Source organism: Micromonospora endolithica, from assembly GCF_003626595.1.
Classification (GTDB): Bacteria; Actinomycetota; Actinomycetes; order Mycobacteriales; family Micromonosporaceae; genus Micromonospora; species Micromonospora endolithica.
Map to the genome: position 1 here is coordinate 1 of NZ_RBAK01000015.1, position 16388 is coordinate 16388.

General features: G+C 73.6%; 14 protein-coding genes and 2 pseudogenes. 12 read left to right on the forward strand and 4 right to left on the reverse strand.

Annotated elements, in window-relative coordinates:
• The 4 genes and pseudogenes from D7223_RS33775 to D7223_RS27385 form a co-directional block, all read left to right on the forward strand.
• Positions 1-165: pseudogene (locus D7223_RS33775) on the forward strand (dipeptide/oligopeptide/nickel ABC transporter ATP-binding protein); the annotation flags it as partial.
• A gap of 156 nt (positions 166-321) precedes the next feature.
• Entirely contained in the window at positions 322-1329 is a 1008-nt protein-coding gene (locus D7223_RS27375; protein ID WP_120731587.1) for an ABC transporter permease, read from the forward strand.
• Between the two features lie 8 nt (positions 1330-1337).
• Entirely contained in the window at positions 1338-2324 is a 987-nt protein-coding gene (locus D7223_RS27380) for an ABC transporter permease (protein ID WP_120731589.1), read from the forward strand.
• Positions 2325-2451: 127 nt separating this feature from the next.
• A complete protein-coding gene (locus D7223_RS27385) occupies positions 2452-4194 on the forward strand; it encodes an ABC transporter substrate-binding protein (RefSeq protein ID WP_120731591.1) in 1743 nt (580 codons plus the stop codon).
• Positions 4195-4332: 138 nt separating this feature from the next.
• On the opposite strand, the gene D7223_RS27390 is transcribed toward D7223_RS27385, so the two are convergent.
• Positions 4333-6477, reverse strand: coding sequence for a S9 family peptidase (locus D7223_RS27390; protein WP_120731593.1), 2145 nt, complete (start codon positions 6475-6477; stop codon positions 4333-4335).
• An 88-nt stretch (positions 6478-6565) separates the two neighbouring features.
• On the opposite strand from D7223_RS27390, the gene mshB reads away from it, so the two are divergent.
• The 3 genes from mshB to D7223_RS27405 all read left to right on the forward strand — a co-directional run bounded on the left by mshB (position 6566) and on the right by D7223_RS27405 (position 8518).
• Positions 6566-7492, forward strand: a complete 927-nt coding sequence (gene mshB / locus D7223_RS27395) for an N-acetyl-1-D-myo-inositol-2-amino-2-deoxy-alpha-D-glucopyranoside deacetylase (RefSeq protein ID WP_120731595.1) — start codon at positions 6566-6568, stop codon at positions 7490-7492.
• A gap of 17 nt (positions 7493-7509) precedes the next feature.
• A complete protein-coding gene (locus D7223_RS27400) occupies positions 7510-7965 on the forward strand; it encodes a hypothetical protein (protein ID WP_120731835.1) in 456 nt (151 codons plus the stop codon).
• Positions 7966-8053: 88 nt separating this feature from the next.
• Positions 8054-8518: a hypothetical protein gene (locus D7223_RS27405; protein WP_120731597.1), complete on the forward strand. Its 465-nt coding sequence runs from the start codon at positions 8054-8056 to the stop codon at positions 8516-8518.
• Positions 8519-8682: 164 nt separating this feature from the next.
• Here D7223_RS27405 and D7223_RS27410 read toward each other — a convergent pair.
• Positions 8683-9693, reverse strand: a pseudogene (locus D7223_RS27410) (GNAT family N-acetyltransferase); the annotation flags it as partial.
• A 79-nt stretch (positions 9694-9772) separates the two neighbouring features.
• Between D7223_RS27410 and fdxA the strand changes: the two are divergent.
• From fdxA to D7223_RS27435, 5 genes are all read left to right on the forward strand, one after another.
• Complete coding sequence (fdxA, locus tag D7223_RS33780; protein ID WP_007464872.1) at positions 9773-10099, forward strand: ferredoxin; 327 nt, start codon at positions 9773-9775, stop codon at positions 10097-10099.
• Positions 10096-11202, forward strand: a complete 1107-nt coding sequence (gene dapC, locus D7223_RS27420) for a succinyldiaminopimelate transaminase (protein ID WP_272948771.1) — start codon at positions 10096-10098, stop codon at positions 11200-11202. The genes fdxA and dapC overlap by 4 nt, the downstream gene beginning before the upstream one ends.
• Before the next feature lie 16 nt (positions 11203-11218).
• Positions 11219-12319, forward strand: a complete 1101-nt coding sequence (locus tag D7223_RS27425) for a prephenate dehydrogenase (protein ID WP_120731603.1) — start codon at positions 11219-11221, stop codon at positions 12317-12319.
• A gap of 76 nt (positions 12320-12395) precedes the next feature.
• Positions 12396-13043: an SIMPL domain-containing protein gene (locus tag D7223_RS27430; protein WP_120731605.1), complete on the forward strand. Its 648-nt coding sequence runs from the start codon at positions 12396-12398 to the stop codon at positions 13041-13043.
• Positions 13043-13687, forward strand: a complete 645-nt coding sequence (locus D7223_RS27435) for a nucleoside/nucleotide kinase family protein (protein WP_120731607.1) — start codon at positions 13043-13045, stop codon at positions 13685-13687. The genes D7223_RS27430 and D7223_RS27435 overlap by 1 nt, the downstream gene beginning before the upstream one ends.
• Positions 13688-13721: 34 nt before the next feature.
• On the opposite strand, the gene D7223_RS27440 is transcribed toward D7223_RS27435, so the two are convergent.
• Both D7223_RS27440 and D7223_RS33785 read right to left on the reverse strand, forming a co-directional pair.
• Complete coding sequence (locus D7223_RS27440; protein ID WP_238162254.1) at positions 13722-15593, reverse strand: hypothetical protein; 1872 nt, start codon at positions 15591-15593, stop codon at positions 13722-13724.
• Positions 15530-16348, reverse strand: coding sequence for a hypothetical protein (locus tag D7223_RS33785; RefSeq protein ID WP_238162255.1), 819 nt, complete (start codon positions 16346-16348; stop codon positions 15530-15532). The genes D7223_RS27440 and D7223_RS33785 overlap by 64 nt, the downstream gene beginning before the upstream one ends.
• Between the last annotated feature and the right edge of the window lie 40 nt (positions 16349-16388).

Consider the following 16388-nt stretch of genomic DNA (forward strand, 5'->3'; position numbering starts at 1 on the left):
TGCCGATTCCGTACCCGCTGCTGGAAAGCCCGCGACATCTGCGCCACCGAGGAACCCGCCCTGACGACCCGGGACGGCGGAACACAGTCGACCGCCTGCCACTTCCCGGAGAGCGGACCACTCGCCGTGCCCGGTCCGGAAGCCGTCGAGGAGGTGCCGACATGAGCGAGCGGCAGCGAGCGAATCATCGGGTCAGGGCGGTGGTGCCTCGGGGCGGCACGGAGCGCAGCGGAGTGCCGACATGAGCGAGCGGCAGCGAGCGAATCATCGGGTCAGGGCGGTGGTGCCTCGGGGCGGCACGGAGCGCAGCGGAGTGCCGACATGAGCATGTCACCGGCGGAGGACGTGGCGCTGGCCGAGATCGAGTCGGCTGACGACCCCTCGGCGACCGGCCGGAAGGGCTTCGTCGGCCGCTCGCCCGGCCGGCTCGCCTGGATACGGCTGCGCCGGGACCGTACGGCGATGGTCAGCGGCGCGATGCTGGTCCTGTTCGTTGCCCTGGCACTCGGCGCCCCGTTGATCGAGGCGCTCTACGGCATCGGGCCGGGCGAGCAGTTCCAGGAGAAGCTGGACGGGTTCGGCATGCCGCTCGGGTACGTCGGCGGCGTCTCCGGCGAGCACTGGTTCGGGCTGGAGCCGGGCATCGGCCGGGACATCCTCATCCGGCTGGTGCACGGCCTGCGGACGTCACTGCTCATCGCGTTCTCCGCGGCGGTGCTCACCGCCGTGCTCGGCATCGTGCTCGGCACCCTCGCCGGTTACCTCGGCGGCGCACTCGACGCGGGGATCAGCTGGGTCACCGACCTGACTCTGGCGATGCCGTTCCTGATCATCGCCCTGGCCCTGACCCCGACGCTGGTGCTGCGCTTCTACGGCGAGCGGGAGGCCGTACCGCCGTGGTTCGGGGTGGTGGTGCTGATCGGGATCTTCGCCACCTTCGGTTGGACCAGCACCGCCCGGCTGGTCCGCGGCCAGGTCATCGCGCTGCGTGAACGGGAGTTCGTGGAGGCGGCGCGGGCCAGCGGCGCCGGACTCGGGCACATGCTCTTCCGGCAGTTGCTGCCGAACATCTGGGCGCCGATCCTGGTGTCGTTCTCCCTGGCGGTGCCGCAGTTCATCACCAGCGAGGCGGCGCTGTCCTTCATCGGGGTGGGGCTGAGCGAGGAGACGCCGAGCTTCGGCAAGATGATCTACCGGAGTCTCGACTACCTCCAGACCGACCCGGCGTACGTCTTCTTCCCCGGTATCACGATCTTCGCGCTCGTGTTCGCGTTCAACCTCTTCGGCGACGCGTTGCGTGACGCGCTCGACCCGAAGTCCTCCCGGTAGGGGTCCCCATGGCGCGTTTCCTGATCCGGCGGATGCTCTCCGCGGTGCTCACGCTGTTCGTGGTCAGTGTGCTGACCTTCCTGATGTTCTTCGCGCTGCCCCGTGACCCGGTGAGTGGCATGTGCCCGAAGAACTGCAACCCGGAGCGGCTGGAGCGGGTGCGGGAGGAACTGGGGCTGCGTGACCCACTGATCAGCCAGTACGCCGGGTACATGAAGGGCATCGTCACCGGTCGGGACCTGGGCAGCGCCCAGGGCGGCCGGTGTGACGCGCCCTGCCTGGGCTGGTCGTACGTCAACAACGAGGCGGTGCTGGACACCGTCACCCGGGTGTTGCCGGTGACGCTGAGCATCGTCATCCCGGCCGCGATCCTGTGGCTGCTGCTCGGCGTCGGCCTGGGCATGGTCTCCGCGCTGCGCCGGGGCACCTGGCTGGACCGGGCGGCGATCGGGTTCTCGCTGGCCGGCGCGTCGCTCCAGCTCTACTTCGTCGGCGCGGTGCTGCTGCTGGTCTTCGTCTACAACCTGGGCTGGCTGCCGGTGCCCAGCTACACGTCGGTGTTCGACGATCCGCTGAAGTGGGCCGGCGGCCTGGTACTCGCCTGGCTGTCGCTGGCCTTCCTCTTCTCGGCGATCTACGCCCGGCTGTCCCGGGCGCAGATGCTGGAGACGCTGTCCGAGGACTTCGTCCGGACCGCGCGGGCCAAGGGCCTGCCGAAACGGACGGTGTACGGGCGGCACGCGCTGCGCGCGGCGATCACCCCGGTGGTCACCATCGCCGGCCTGGACGTGGGCGCGGCGCTGGGCGGCACGGTGATCACCGAGACCACCTTCGGCCTGCGCGGGCTGGGCCGCACGGCGGTGGAGGCGGTACGCGCCGGCGACCTGCCCACCATCATGGCCACCGTGCTGATCTCGGCGGTCTTCGTGGTGCTCGCCAACGTGGTGGTGGACCTGCTCTACGCCGCCATCGACCCGCGCGTCCGGCTGGGCTGAGGCGTTCCCACCGCCGCCGCAGCGTGGTGGAATTTATCGACAACTGTTACACACTTCGAAGGTTTTCTTCTTTACGATCCTCGGGATGTCGGCGGGAACGCCGGGCACCGGGTGGAGGAGGTAGGACATGCGACCACGGGTGGCGGCCGCCGCGAGCGGCGCGATCGCACTGGTAGTGACATTGGGTGCGTGCTCGAAGAACACCGGTGAGGGCACCACCGTGGACACGAACCGGCAGCAGACCGGCGTCATCGCCACCGATCCGAAGGAGTCGGCGGGCCCGGCGGCCGAGGTGCCCGGTGCCCAGAAGGGCGGCACCCTGACCATCATCCGGGAGACCGCGATCTCCCACCTGGACCCCCAGCGGACGTACTCCTTCGCGGGTCTGATGGCCAACCCGCTCTTCGCCCGTTACCTGACCACCTGGAAGGACGACGGCAAGGGTGGCCTGGTCCTGGTCGGCGACCTGGCCGAGACCCCGGGCAAGAACGTCAACAACGACTGCAAGGTCTGGGAGTTCACCGTCAAGGACGGGGTGAAGTTCGAGGACGGCCGGCCGATCACCAGCAAGGAGATCGCGTACGGCATCGCCCGGTCCTTCGATCCCGACCTGACCAGCGGCCCCACCTACCTCCAGGAGTGGCTGGCCGACACCCCGCAGTTCGACACCAAGTGGGACTTCAAGGCGAACAAGACCGCGCTGCCGCCGGGCCTCACCACCCCGGACGCCAAGACGCTGCGGTTCGAGTTCACCAAGCCCCGCTGCGACCTGCCGTTCGCGGTCTCGCTGCCGACCACCGCGCCGCTGCCGGCGGACAAAGACACCGGCGTCAACCTGGACAACCGGCCGTTCTCGTCCGGCCCGTACAAGGTCGCCGCGAACCAGGTCGGGGTCCAGCTCACCCTGGACCGCAACCCGAACTGGGACCCGGCCACCGACCCGGTGCGCCACGCGTACCCGGACACGTTCGTGTGGTCCTTCGGCCCGACCGCCGACGCCGCCAACAACCGGGTGATCGCCGACAACGGCCCGGACCAGAGCGCGCTGGCGTTCAACTTCGTGCCGCCGTCGCTGGTCGCCCGGGTCGCCGGCGACGCGGCGCTCAAGCCCCGCACCATCCTGTCGCCGACGCCCAGCGCCAACCAACTGGTCATCAACACCCAGCGGGTCACCGACCTCAAGGTGCGTCAGGCACTGAACTACGCCATCGACCGGGAGGGCCTGGTCAAGGCGCTCGGTGGGCAGACCGTCGCGTCGCCGATGACCACGCTGATGCCCCCGTCCACCATCGGCTTCAAGGCGTACGACGCGTACCCGGCGGGTGCCACCGGTGACGCCGCCAAGGTCAAGGAACTGCTCGGTGGGCAGACGCCGGAGCTGGTCCTCGGCGTCGCCGACAACACCAACGAGCAGACCATCGGGACCCAGCTCAAGACCAACCTGGAGCGGGCCGGCTTCAAGATCACGCTGCGGAACATCCCGGACGACGCGAAGCTCGACGAGGTCAAGAAGAAGGACAACCCGTGGGACCTGTACATCGGTAACTGGGCGGCGGACTGGCCGAGCGGCGCGTCCATCCTGCCGGTGCTCTACGACGGCCGCACGATCAAGGCCGAGGGCAACAGCAACCAGTCGTACTTCAACGACGCGGCGATCAACGCCGAGATGGACCGGATCCTGGCCCTGGCGCCGGCCGAGCAGGGGCCCGAGTGGGGCAAGCTCGACGAGCGGATCATGAAGGAGCACGCCCCGGTCGTGCCGCTCTACGCCGACGTGGCGTACAACGTGCACGGCTCCAAGGTGGGCGGGATCTTCATTTCCAGCGTCTTCGGCTACCCCTCGTTCGTCAACGCCCACGTAAAGCCGTGATGGTGTAAGGAAGGGCCCCCGCTTAACGCCTGGTGCATAGGAAGGGCCCCCTTTTAACACGCGTCGGCACGCTGCGGCGGGCTGTTGTTAAGAGGGGGCCCTTCCTCTACCGGAGGCGTTAACAAGGGGCCCTTCCTTTCACCCCAGGTGGGTGCGGAGGAAGTCCAGCTCCAGCTTGAGCAGGCGCTCGCGGACGCCACCCGCCGCCATGTGGGTGGCCCCGGTCAGCGGGAGCACCGAGTGCGGGCGGCCGGTGGACAGCAGCGCCGCCGACAGCCGCAGCGTGTGCGCGGCCACCACGTTGTCGTCGACCAGCCCGTGCACCAGCAGCAGCGGACGGGTCTGGTCCGGGCCGGTCACCGGCTCGGCGGCCATCTCCACCAGCGAGTGGTGCGCGTACACGTCCATGCCGTCCTCGGGCATCCCCAGGTACCGCTCGGTGTACGCGGTGTCGTACAACGCCCAGTCGGTCACCGGGGCGCCGACGATCCCGCACCGGAACAGCTCCGGGTGCCGCAGCACGGCCAGTCCCGCCAGCCAGCCGCCGAACGACCAGCCGCGTACCGCCACCCGGTCCAGGTCCAGGTCCGGCTGCTTGTCGGCCAGCGCGCTCAGCGCCTCCACCTGGTCGGTCAGCACCACGTCCGCCACCCGACGGTGGATCGCCTTCTCGAATGACGGCGCCACGCCCGGGGTGCCCCGGTTGTCGATGACCACGACCGCGTATCCGTGGTCGGCCCACCACTGCCGCTCCAGCCACACCGACCGGGCGGCGAGCACCTCCTGGTGCCCGGGGCCGCCGTAGACGTCGAGCAGCACCGGCAACCGCCGGCCGGTGACGTGGTTGTCCGGGTAGAGCACCGCGGCCGGCAGCCGCCGGTCGGTCACCCGCTCCAGCAGCGGCAGCGGGGCGTACGGCGGGGTCGCGGCGAGCGACCGCAGGGTCCCGATCTCCTGCCCGCCCCGCGACACCGTCCAGCGGGTGCCGGCGTGGTCCAGCGAGGCGGTGCCCACCACCAGCACGTCCCCGCCGACGGCGGCGGAGTGCCAGGCGGCGTCGGTGGTGATCCGGCGGGCGTCCACGCCGCCGCCGATGCTGGTCCGCACCCGGAACAGGTGCTGCTCGCTCGGCTCGCCGTCGCTCGCCTCCACCAGGAGGTCCGCCGGCCCGCTGCCGTTCGGCAGCCGCCCCACCACCCGCCGTACGTACAGCGACGGCGGGGTGAGCAGGGTGCCGTCGGCGAAGAGGCACCGCGCGTCGTACCCGTCGTGGGCCAGCTCCCCGCCGACCAGCACCCGGCCGTCGGGCAGGTGCGCCGGGGTGCCCGGGATCGGCTCCACCCAGCGCGGGTCGGCCAGCTCGGCGTGCACCTGGGTCTCCCCGGTACGCGGATCCACCGCCAGCACCAGCCCGTGCTGCTGGGACCGGCGCAGCACGGTGATCAGCGGCCCGCCGTCGGCCCAGTGCACGGCCGTCAGGTACGGGTAGGTCTCCCGGTCCCAGTGCACGTCGACCCAGCCCCCGTCGAGGTCGAGCAGGTGCAGGCTGACCTCGGCGTTCGGCCCCCCGGCGACCGGGTACGCGACGCTGACCGGCGCACTCGCCGGGTCGGCCGGGTCGTGCAGGTGCCAGCGCCCCAACCGGGACTCGTCCACCCGGGCGGCCAGCACCGACCGCCCGTCCGGCGCCCACCAGTAGCCCCGGAACCGGTGGAACTCCTCGGCCGCGACGTGCTCGGCCAGACCCCAGGTCACGCCGGAGTCCTCGCCGGCCAGCAGGGTGTCGGAGCCGTCGGCCTCGACCACCCGCAGCTGTCCCCGGCGGATCCCCTCGGCCTCGTCGGTCACGTACGCCAGCCGCTGCCCGGTCGGGTCGGGTCGGGGATCGAGCACCGGGCCGACGGCGGTCACCTCGACCACGTCGCCGTGCACCAGGTCGGCCCGGAACAGCCGGCCGGCGATCGCGAAGACCGCCACCCGGCCGGCGTCGTCGAGGGCGTACGAGCCGACGCCCGACGTGCTCAGCCGACGCCGTTCCCGCAGCGCCCGTTCGCCCGGGCTCAGCGCGGTCGGGTCACCGCCGGCGCCGAGCAGCACCGCCGGGTCGGCGACCAGCCGTTCCTCGCCGCTCGCGACGTCGAGGAGCCAGAGCCCGTCGGCCGGGTCTTCCGCTCCGGCCGACCGCAGGAAGACCACCCGGGAGCCGTCGTCGGCCACGGTGACGGCGCGCGGCGCCCCGTGGCTGAACCGACGGGTACGCGCGGCCAGCTCCGGAAAGTCCACACCTGTAGATCGTAGGGCGGTCGCCGGGGCGATGTGGGCGACCTGGGTGGACGCGTCGGAGCGGATGGGCTGATATCCGCCGGTTAGAGTGACGGTCGTGACGACGCTGCCCGACCGCCGGCTCCTGCTGGTCCACGCGCACCCCGATGACGAGTCCATCGGCACCGGCTCGACGATGGCGCACTACGCCGCCACCGGCGCGCACGTCACGCTGGTGACCTGCACCCTCGGCGAGGAGGGCGAGATCCACGTGCCGGAGCTGGCGCGGCTCGCGGCCGGCGAGGCGGACCAGCTCGGCGGGTACCGGATCGCCGAGCTGGCGCAGGCGTGCCGCGCCCTCGGCGTGACCGATCACCGTTTCCTCGGTGACGCCGGCCGCTACCGCGACTCCGGCATGATGGGCCTGGCCACCAACGAGCACCCCCGGGCCTTCTGGCAGGCCGACCTCGACGAGGCCGCCGGGCACCTGGTGGAGATCATGCGCGAGGTCCGCCCGCAGGTCATGATCACGTACGACGACAACGGCTTCTACGGCCACCCCGACCACATCCAGGCGCACCGGGTGGCGATGCGTGCCGTCGAACTGGCCCGGGTCCAGGGCTGCGCACCCGCGAAGGTCTATTTCACCGCGATGCCACGCAGCGTCCTGGAGGCCGGCATGAGCCACTTCACCGAGTCGTCGGACAACCCGTTCGCCGAGATCGGCAGTGTCGACGAGCTGCCGTTCGGCACGCCGGACGAGCACATCGCCGCCCGGATCGACGCGACCGAGCAGCACGCCGCCAAGGAGGCGGCGATGCGGGCCCACGCCACCCAGATCCCCGCGTCGTCGTGGCTCTACTCGATAGCCGGCAACTTCGGCGCCGAGTTCATGGGCGTGGAGTACTTCACCCTCGCGGTGGGGGAGAAGGGCCCCGGCACCGGCCGGTACGGCTGGGAGGACGACCTCTTCGCCGGGCTGCCCGCCGGGGAGGACCCGGACCGGTCGCCGGTCGGCGCGGCCGGCGTCCGGTGACCCTGCCCGCCGCGCCGATGTCGGTCCGCGAAGTGGAGAGCGCACCGCCCGAGCCCGGCCGGTCGCGGGCGGTGCTCGACCTCGTCCTGCGGGTGGCCGGCGGAGTGCTCGCCGTGCTGGGCGGAGCGTTGAGCGCGGCGTTGGAGTTGCTGCTGGCGCCGCTGCGGGTGAACGGGCAGTTGATCGGCGTGGCGGTGCTGGTGGCGGTCGTCGTCAACGTCCTGCTGGGCTGGTTCGCGCACCGGGTGGTGGCCCGGCGCTGGGCGGTGGCGTTGCCCGCGGTGCCGTGGTTCCTCCTCGTCGCGATCGCCGGCCTGCGCACCGACGAGGGCGACCTGCTGCTCGCCGGCACCTGGGTGGACCTGGCGATGATCGTGGCCGGCGCGATGACCTTCGCGGTGGTGGGCTTCCGGCAGATCCTGGCCGCGCCACCACCCCCGCCCCGTCTGCCGGTGCCTCCGTCGACCCGGTGACGGGTGCTGACGCGGCACCGGTCGCGGTGGTAGATATTCCTGCCAGGAGGCCCGCCAGCGGGGCGGGCGATACGGCGGGAGGCGTGCGATGAGGGATCGGTGGCGCGCGATCGGGGTACTCGCGGTCGCGCTGTTCGCGGTCAACGTGGTTGCCCGGTTGATCATCCGGCTGGGCTTCGACGGTGACGATCGTGCCGCTGACCGGGTGTCGCTGGGCATGTTCGTGGTGATCGGTCTGATCCTGGCCACCGTCGCGTTCCGGTGGGGAGGGCGGCGGCCGGTGGCCGACTGGAGCGGTGACCTGGTCGTCGGGGTGGGCGCCGCGCTGCTGTTGACGGTGCTCGTCGGCCCGCTGCTGACGGGCGCCTCCCCGTTCGCCGGCGGCGCGGGCACCTTCTTCGCCCAGATCTGGCTCTACCTGGCTGCCGCCGCCGCGGGCGTCCTGCTGGGTTACCTGCTGCTCACCGCCCTCGGCCGGGACCACCGTTCACAGACCCTCAAGCGGTACGCCGAGACCCGGGCCGCCAAACCCCGCCGCCCCGTCCGCCGCTAACCCACCCCACCCCCTCACCCCACCCCGGACCTCGTTGATCATGGGGTTGCCTGGCGCGTCGATCTCCATCGCACCCGCTAACCCCATGATCAACAGGGCGAGGCGGGCGAGGCGGGCGAGGCGGGGGAGGCGGGCGAGGCGGGGGAGGTGTGGGGGGTGGGGGAGGGGTGGGGGTGGCGGGTCAGGTAGGTGTGGTGGGTGGTGAAGCCCAGGGTGCGGTAGAGGTTGACCGCCGGGGTGTTGCGTTGTTCGACCTGGAGGAAGGCGTCGGTGGCCCCGGTGGTCGTGGCCCAGTCGGCCAGGGCGTGGACGACCTGTCCGGCCAGTCCCCGCCGGCGGGCCTCCGGCACCACGTCGAGCAGGCTGAGCCCGAGCCAGCGTCCGCCGCCGGTGACGGTGCCCCGACCGATCGCGACCAGCGCGCCGTCGGCGTACACGTGGGCGAAGCGGACCCGGTCCACCGCGGTGAGCACGTGCCACGCGGCGTCCGGCAGGCCGCCCTTGCGGCCGGCGGCGAGCGCGAGCCAGTCGTCCGACGGCGTCGTCGCCAGCCGCACCGGCGGTGACCCGGCGGCCGGACCCGCCGACCCGGCGGCCGGACCCGCCGAGCCGGCGGCGGTCGGTGGACCGGGCGGGGTGGCAGCGGTCAGCGCGGACAGGGCGACGGTCTGCACCAGCACCGGCGGGCCGGCGGCCCAGCCGCGGCGGTCCAGTTCGGCGCCGACCGGCGCGGCGAGGGGCAGCGGGGTGTTCACCATGGCGGGCCGGCCCAGGTCGGCGTACCACGCCTCAAGCGCGTCCACGGCGTCCGGCAGCGGCCGGTCCGGGTCGCCGACCGGCAGTGCCGAGTTGGCCCGACCGGTCCAGCCCTCGGCGCTGCGCAGCCGCCAGTCGCCCAACCGTCCGCGTACCGGCGCGGGCCAGGCCTCGTCGGCGGCCAGCTCCAGCGCGACCACCGCGGCGGCGGTCGGTCGGCGGGTCGGTGGGACGCGCTTGGCGCGGTGCACCTCGTCCCGGGGAACCCGCAGCCGGCCCTGTGCGGTGGCCAGCGTGAGATGGGTCTCGCTCAGCTCCACCAGTTCGCCGAGGGCATCGGAGAATTGGGGGCGGCCTTCGCGAATCCCCACAATCCGGCGGACCACGATCCGGTGTCCCACATCCTGCTGTCGGAGCACGATCGACCCCCTCCCCGGCGAGATACTAGGCTCTAACCGTCGCGGGTGATCGCGACGCGTCTTGCGGAGGAGAAGACCGGTGACCTACATCATCGCCGAGCCGTGCGTGGATGTGCTCGACAAGGCATGCATCGAGGAGTGCCCGGTCGACTGCATTTACGAGGGCAACCGGATGCTCTACATCCACCCCGACGAGTGCGTCGACTGTGGTGCCTGTGAGCCGGTCTGCCCGGTCGAGGCGATCTTCTACGAGGACGACGTCCCGGAGCAGTGGAAGGACTACACCGGCGCCAACTACGAGTTCTTCGAGGACCTGGGTTCGCCCGGTGGCGCCTCGAAGATCGGCAAGGTGGAGAAGGACGCGACCTTCGTCGCCGCCCAGCCGCCGCGCGGAGAGGGTCACTGAACCGGCCCGCGCCGGTCTCGACCCGGCTGCCCGAGTTCACCTGGGACTCCCTGGACGCCGCGGCCGCGCTGGCCGCGGCGCACCCGGACGGGCTGATCAACCTCTCCATGGGCACGCCGGTCGATCCGGTTCCGCCGGTGATCCGGGCGGCGCTGGCCGACGCGTCGGACGCACCGGGATATCCGTTGACCGCCGGCACGCCCGCCCTGCGGAACGCGATCGCCGGGTGGGTCTCCCGGGCCTGCGGCGCCGGGGTCGACGGGCTCGGCGTGCTGCCCACCATCGGCTCGAAGGAACTGGTCGCGTGGCTGCCCACCCTGCTCGGGGTGGGCCCCGACGACGTGGTGGTGGTGCCGTCGGTCGCCTACCCGACGTACGCCGACGGCGCGCTGCTCGCCGGCGCGACCGTGGTGCGGGCCGACTCGCTGACCGCGGTCGGTCCCACGTCCCGGGTCCGGCTGGTCTGGATCAACTCGCCGGGCAACCCGACCGGCCGGGTGCTGCCCGCCGCCCACCTGCGCAAGGTCGTCGACTGGGCCCGCGAGCGGGGCGCGGTGGTCGCCAGCGACGAGTGCTACCTGCCGTTGGGCTGGTCGGCCGAGCCGGTGTCGGTGCTGTCGCCCGAGGTCTGCGGCGGGTCCTACGAGGGCGTGCTGGCGGTGCACTCGCTGTCCAAGCGCTCCAACCTGGCGGGTTACCGGGCCGGGTTCGTCGCCGGTGACCCGGCCCTGGTGGCCGAGCTGCTCAAGGTGCGCAAGCACGCTGGGATGATCGTGCCGGCCCCGGTGCAGGCCGCCATGGTGGCCGCGCTGTCCGACGAGCGGCACGCCGACGAGCAGCGGGAGCGCTACCTGGCCCGGCGGGAGGCGCTGTACGCCGCGTTCACCGCGGCCGGCTTCACCGTCGAGCACTCCGAGGCCGGCCTCTACCTGTGGATGACCCGGGGCGAGGACTGCTGGCGGACCGTGGACTGGCTGGCCCGCCGCGGCATCCTGGTGGCCGCCGGCGTGTTCTACGGTCCCGGCGGCGGGCAGCACGTGCGGGTGGCGCTGACCGAGTCCGACGGGAACGTCGCGGCGGTCGCCGGCCGACTGGCCGGCTGAACGCGCGGGCGCGGCCATGACCGACGACGGGACCTCCCCGCGCGGCGACGCGGCGCCCGCCGGTCGGCTGCCGGGCCCGTCCACCCCCGAAACCCCGGGACGGTACGCGGACCTGCGGGCCGCCGTGCTGGGCACCGGCCTGATCGGCGGATCGGTCCTGCTCCGGCTGCACACCGCCGGGCTGGACGTGACCGGCTGGGACCCCGACCCGGCGACCCGGGGGCACGCGCGCGCCCGGGGGCTGGCCGCGCCGGAGACACTGGACGAGGCGGTACGCGGGCGGGACGTGGTCTTCCTCTGCGGCCCGCTGCCCAGCCTGCCGGAGACCCTGCTGCGGGTCGCCGCCGTGACCCCGCCCGACTGCGTGCTCACCGACGTGGGCAGCACCAAGGCGGAGCTGGCCGGGTTCGCCGCCCGGCACCGGCTGCTCGACCGGTTCGTGCCGGGGCACCCGATGGCCGGCGCCGAGTCGGCCGGGCTGACCGCCGCCTCGCCGACGCTCCTCGACTCCGCCGCCTGGGTGCTCTGCCCGGCGCCGGGGCCCGGGACGCTCGCCTTCCGGTGGCTCGCCGCGCTGGTCGTGGACGTGTTCGGGGCCCGGGTGGTGCCGATGGACGCCGCCGACCACGACGCCGCCGCGGCCCTCGCCTCGCACGTGCCGCACCTGCTCGCCGGTGCGCTGGCCGGGGCGGTGTCCCGGACGCCGCTGCGGGACGCGGTGCTCGCCCTGGCCGCCGGCAGCTTCTCCGACGGCACCCGGGTCGCCGGCACCCCGGCCCGGCGCACCGCCAGCATGCTGCTCGGCAACCGGGAGCGGGTGCTGGCCGAGCTGGCCGGGGTGACCGGTTACCTGACGGACCTGGCCGAGGCCCTGCGCGCCGGTGACGGCGACGCGCTCACCGCGCTGCACGCCGAGGCCGGGGCCGTCCGGGCGGCACTGCGCGGCCGGGCGTACGGGGTCGAGACGCGCGACTTCCCGGCCGACGGCGGACACGCCGACGAGGTGGCCTGGCTGCGGGAGGTGGGCGCGGCGGGGGGCCACCTGAGCGACTGCGCGGTCCGGCCCGGGACGGTCGCGTACACCGCCCACCGGCCGGTCCGGCCGGACACCGCCTGAGCGACCGGGCGCCGCGACTGCCCGCCGGGCGGCCGGAGGGCGGGCGGTCCGGAGGGCACGCCGCTAGGGTGAGGGCATGGTGGACGGACCGGTGGTGTCGGTGCGGGGTGAGGCGTACCGGGAGGTCGATCCCGAGATCGCGCAGTTCACGGTGACCGCCCTGGCCCGCGACAAGGACCGGGAGACCGTCCTGACCCGGCTCGCCGAGCGGGCCGCCGCGGTCCGGGTGCTCCTCGACGGGCACACCCCGGGGGTCGACCGGCGGGAGACCGGCGACCTGTGGGTGCGGCCGGAGACCCGGCGCTCCGGCGAGCGCGTGGTGGCATACCGCGGCAGTGTGTCCACCACCGTGACGGTCAGTGACTTCACCGCGCTCGGTGAGCTGATGCTGCGCCTGGCAGACCAGGACCAGGTCGCGGTGGCCGGGCCCTGGTGGTCGCTGCGCCCGGACAGCCCGGTCCACCGGGAGGCCCGGCGGGCCGCGATCGACGACGCGCTGTCCCGCGCCCGGGAATACGCCGAGGCGCTCGGTGCCCGGGTCACCGCCCTGATCGAGCTGGCCGACACCGGCGATGTCGAGCGGCCGATGTTCGCCCGGGCGGCTTACGAGGTCGGTCCCGCGGCGGCCGGTGGGGCACCCGAACTCGAACTCGACCCCCGGCCGCAGACGGTCCAGGCGGCGGTGCACGCCCGGTTCGCGATCAGCGAGCCGACCCTCGGCTGATGCCCACCGCGCGCGTCCTCGCCGTCGACGAGCTGGTCGCCCGGGCCCGCGCGCTCGCCGATGCCGGCCCGCGCCAGCTGCTCGGCATCGCCGGCCCGCCCGGCGCCGGCAAGTCGACCCTGGCCGAGCGGGTCGTCGCCGCCGTCGGCGCGACCGCGCGGCTGGTGCCGATGGACGGCTTCCACCTCGCCCAGGCGGAACTGGCACGGTTGGGCCGGGCCGGTCGCAAGGGCGCGGTGGACACGTTCGACGCCAACGGTTTCGTCTCGCTGCTGCGCCGGCTGCGCCGGCTGGAGCCGACCTCGGTCTGGGCGCCGACGTTCCGCCGGGACCTGGAGGAGCCGGTGGCCGGGGCGATCGAGGTGCCGCCGGAGGTCCGGCTGGTGGTGACCGAGGGCAACTACCTGCTGCTGTCCACGTTCCCCTGGGACGAGATCCGCCCGCTGCTGCACGAGGTGTGGTTCCTGGACCTGGACGCCGAGCTGCGGCTGCGCCGGCTGACCGCCCGGCACCAGGCGTACGGCCGCTCGCCGCGGGAGGCGCAGGAGTGGGCGCGGGGCAGTGACGAGACCAACGCGACCCTGGTCATCGACACCGCGGCGCGTGCCGACCTGGTCGTACGCCTGGCGGAGCCGCCGGCCTGACCCCGACGGCCGGGCGTGCCGTGGCTCCGCCCGGTCAGTCTGATCCGCCCCGGGGCGCCGGTACGGCCCGCCGCAGGAGCGGGGCGACGCGCGAGCGTTCCCGCTGGTACTCGGGCGCGTCGGGGTAGCCGCTGTGGTTGCGGATGGGGGGGTCGGCGATCTCCCCGTCGCTCGGGTGCAGCGCCTCGGGGTCCCGGACCGGCACGTCCCGCTCCCCGGCGTGCACCGGCCAGCCGAGCGGGTCGGTGTGCCGCCAGAAGTTGGACCAGCCCGGCGAACCGCTCGGCCGGTGCAGCGCCTCGGCCAGCACCGGCAGCCGGTCCGGCCCGAAGTACGCCGGGAACACCCGGCCGTACAGGCGGGTCAGCTGACAGCCGTAGGAGAAGAACCAGATCCGCCGTCGCCACCGGGCGGGCAGTTGCAGGAGCACCGCCGCGCAGATCACCGCACCCTGGCTGTGCCCGGAGAGGATGATCCCGTCGAGGCTCCGGGGATCCCGCTCGGCGAGGGCGAGGAGCCCGGCGGTGCGGGTCTGCAACTCGGGCACGGCGCGCTCGGCATAGCTGGGTGGGGCCAGCGGGTGCGCGGCCCGGGGCCAGAACGTCCCCACGTCCCACAGCACGCCGACCGAGCGGCGGACCCCCTCGTTGCGGTAGACCAGCAACCCGATGGTGGCGACCAGCACCGGCAGCCAGCTCAGCAGGGAGTCGCCGATGTCGGCGACCGCCTTGAGCACCGCCGCCTCGCCGTGGGTCGGTGACGGGTGGGGGCGGGCGGGCGACAGCACGGCGGCGCAGCCGAGGGTGACCAGGACGGTCGCCGCGGCGGCGTACCAGCCGGCCAGGCGCAGCGCGTGTTCGCCGACCAGGCGGTGCATGGCGTGGTATGTGCTCACGTCCCGGCAGCGGCGCAGCTGGTGGGCGGAGAGGGAGTGCCGGCCGGCGGTCAGCGCGGCGTACTCCTGCCGGCGGAGCCGGGAGAAGAGCACCGCCGAGCGTAGGGCGACCACGAGGAGCAGGAACAGCGCGATGCTGAAGGCCAGGCCCGCCCACAGCACGGGTACCGGCGGGGTGATTGGCGAGCGACCGCTGGGGGTGGCGTCGTTGTTGAGCCGGTCCGCCACCCAGTAGAAGAGGCCGGCGCTGTTGCTGACGCAGAGCACCCAGCCGTAGCCGGCCAGGACCGCCGGACCGCGACCGGCCCAGGCCGGGTCGTCGTGCGGTCGCGGGGACCGGACGCGGGGCAGCAGCAGGCCGCCCCCGGCGAGGGTGACCGCACCGAGGCCCACCATCCAGATGTCCAGCGCCGCCGGCGCGGCCGGTATGCCGGGCAGCCAACCGACGATCCAGAGCACCCCCAGGACGAGGAGTACCACGGCGACGGCGGGTGCGAGCAGGGCACGGCGGCCGGATCGGGAGACCGTCCCGATGGCGAGCAGCAGCAGCAGTTGCCCGGTACCGAACCAGGAGATGATCCAGTCGAAGCCGGGCAGCGAACGGTCGGTGAGGCAGCCCGCCCCCTCCGGGTTCCGCACGCAGCCCGGCGGGGGCCGCAGGTCGACCAGTGGGGTCCCGGCGGGCCCGTCGGGCAGCAGCAGGAGCACCACCGTGCCGAGCAGCCCCACCGACGCGAGCACGGCGACCGCCACGCTCCACCGGCCCAGCGGGGTGGCCCCCGCGCGCCGGGTGAGCCACGGACGGGCGAGCGCCACCACCGCGATCACCACCACGGCGGTCATCGCGGCGGCCGTCGTCGCCGCCAGGACCGCCCGCATTCCGCTCGGTGGGTCCGTCGCCAGGACCGGTCCCAGGGCGACCGCGGCGGCGATCACCACGGCGGTGCTCAGGTGCAGCACCGCGGCGCGCCGGAGCTGCCCCTCGCCGCTCCAGAACGTCGGGTCCTGCAACGGGTTGGCGAGGCGGGACGGGGGTGGTTCCGCCGGCCCCGGCTCGGCTGCCGCTCGCGGGGAGGGGACGGCTCCGTACCCGACCGGCTCCGTCGGCGCGGACCGGGACCCGGCCGCGTCCGGCACGTCCGGGTCGGCGGGCATCTCGGCCTCGTACTGGTAGGTGCGCCAGGTGGCCAGGCCGAGAACGCACACCAGGGCCAGGGCACGAGCAGGCCGACCGCGAGGGCGCGGGCGCCGTGGCTCCACCAGCCCGCCGCGAGGAACTCCCAGGGGCCGGGAATCCGCCCGAGACAGGCGACGTCGACGCACTGCCATCCGATCAGGTCGACCCCGAGGCCGGCGAACGTCAGCGTCAGCGTGCCGGTCAGGCTCAGGCAGAACAGCCGGATCAGCCACGCCGCGATGCCCGAGCGGCTGTGCCAGCGTTCGGTGTCCGGGTCGGCCGGGATGCCCGGCCGGGCGTGCAGCGCGACGTTGGCCAGGGTGAACGGCAGCAGCACCGTCCACAGGGCCCGCTCGACGTCGCGCGCGGTCCGCGCGCCCGAGGTCAACTGCCCCCAGCTGTACGCCTCGACGACCACCGGGTCCTCCGGCGCCGCCTTGGTGGAGCGGTAGAAGCCGGTGGTCGCGTCGCCGGCCACCAGCCGCGGTTGGGGCTGGTCCGGCCCGGGCGCGGGATCCAGACCGAGGATCTGGCCGGGAGGTGTGTTGGACACCCCGTGTACCCGTAGTTCCAACACCCGACCAGCCATGATCGCCTCCGGTAACCCGATCGCTACTCAGAGTAATCTC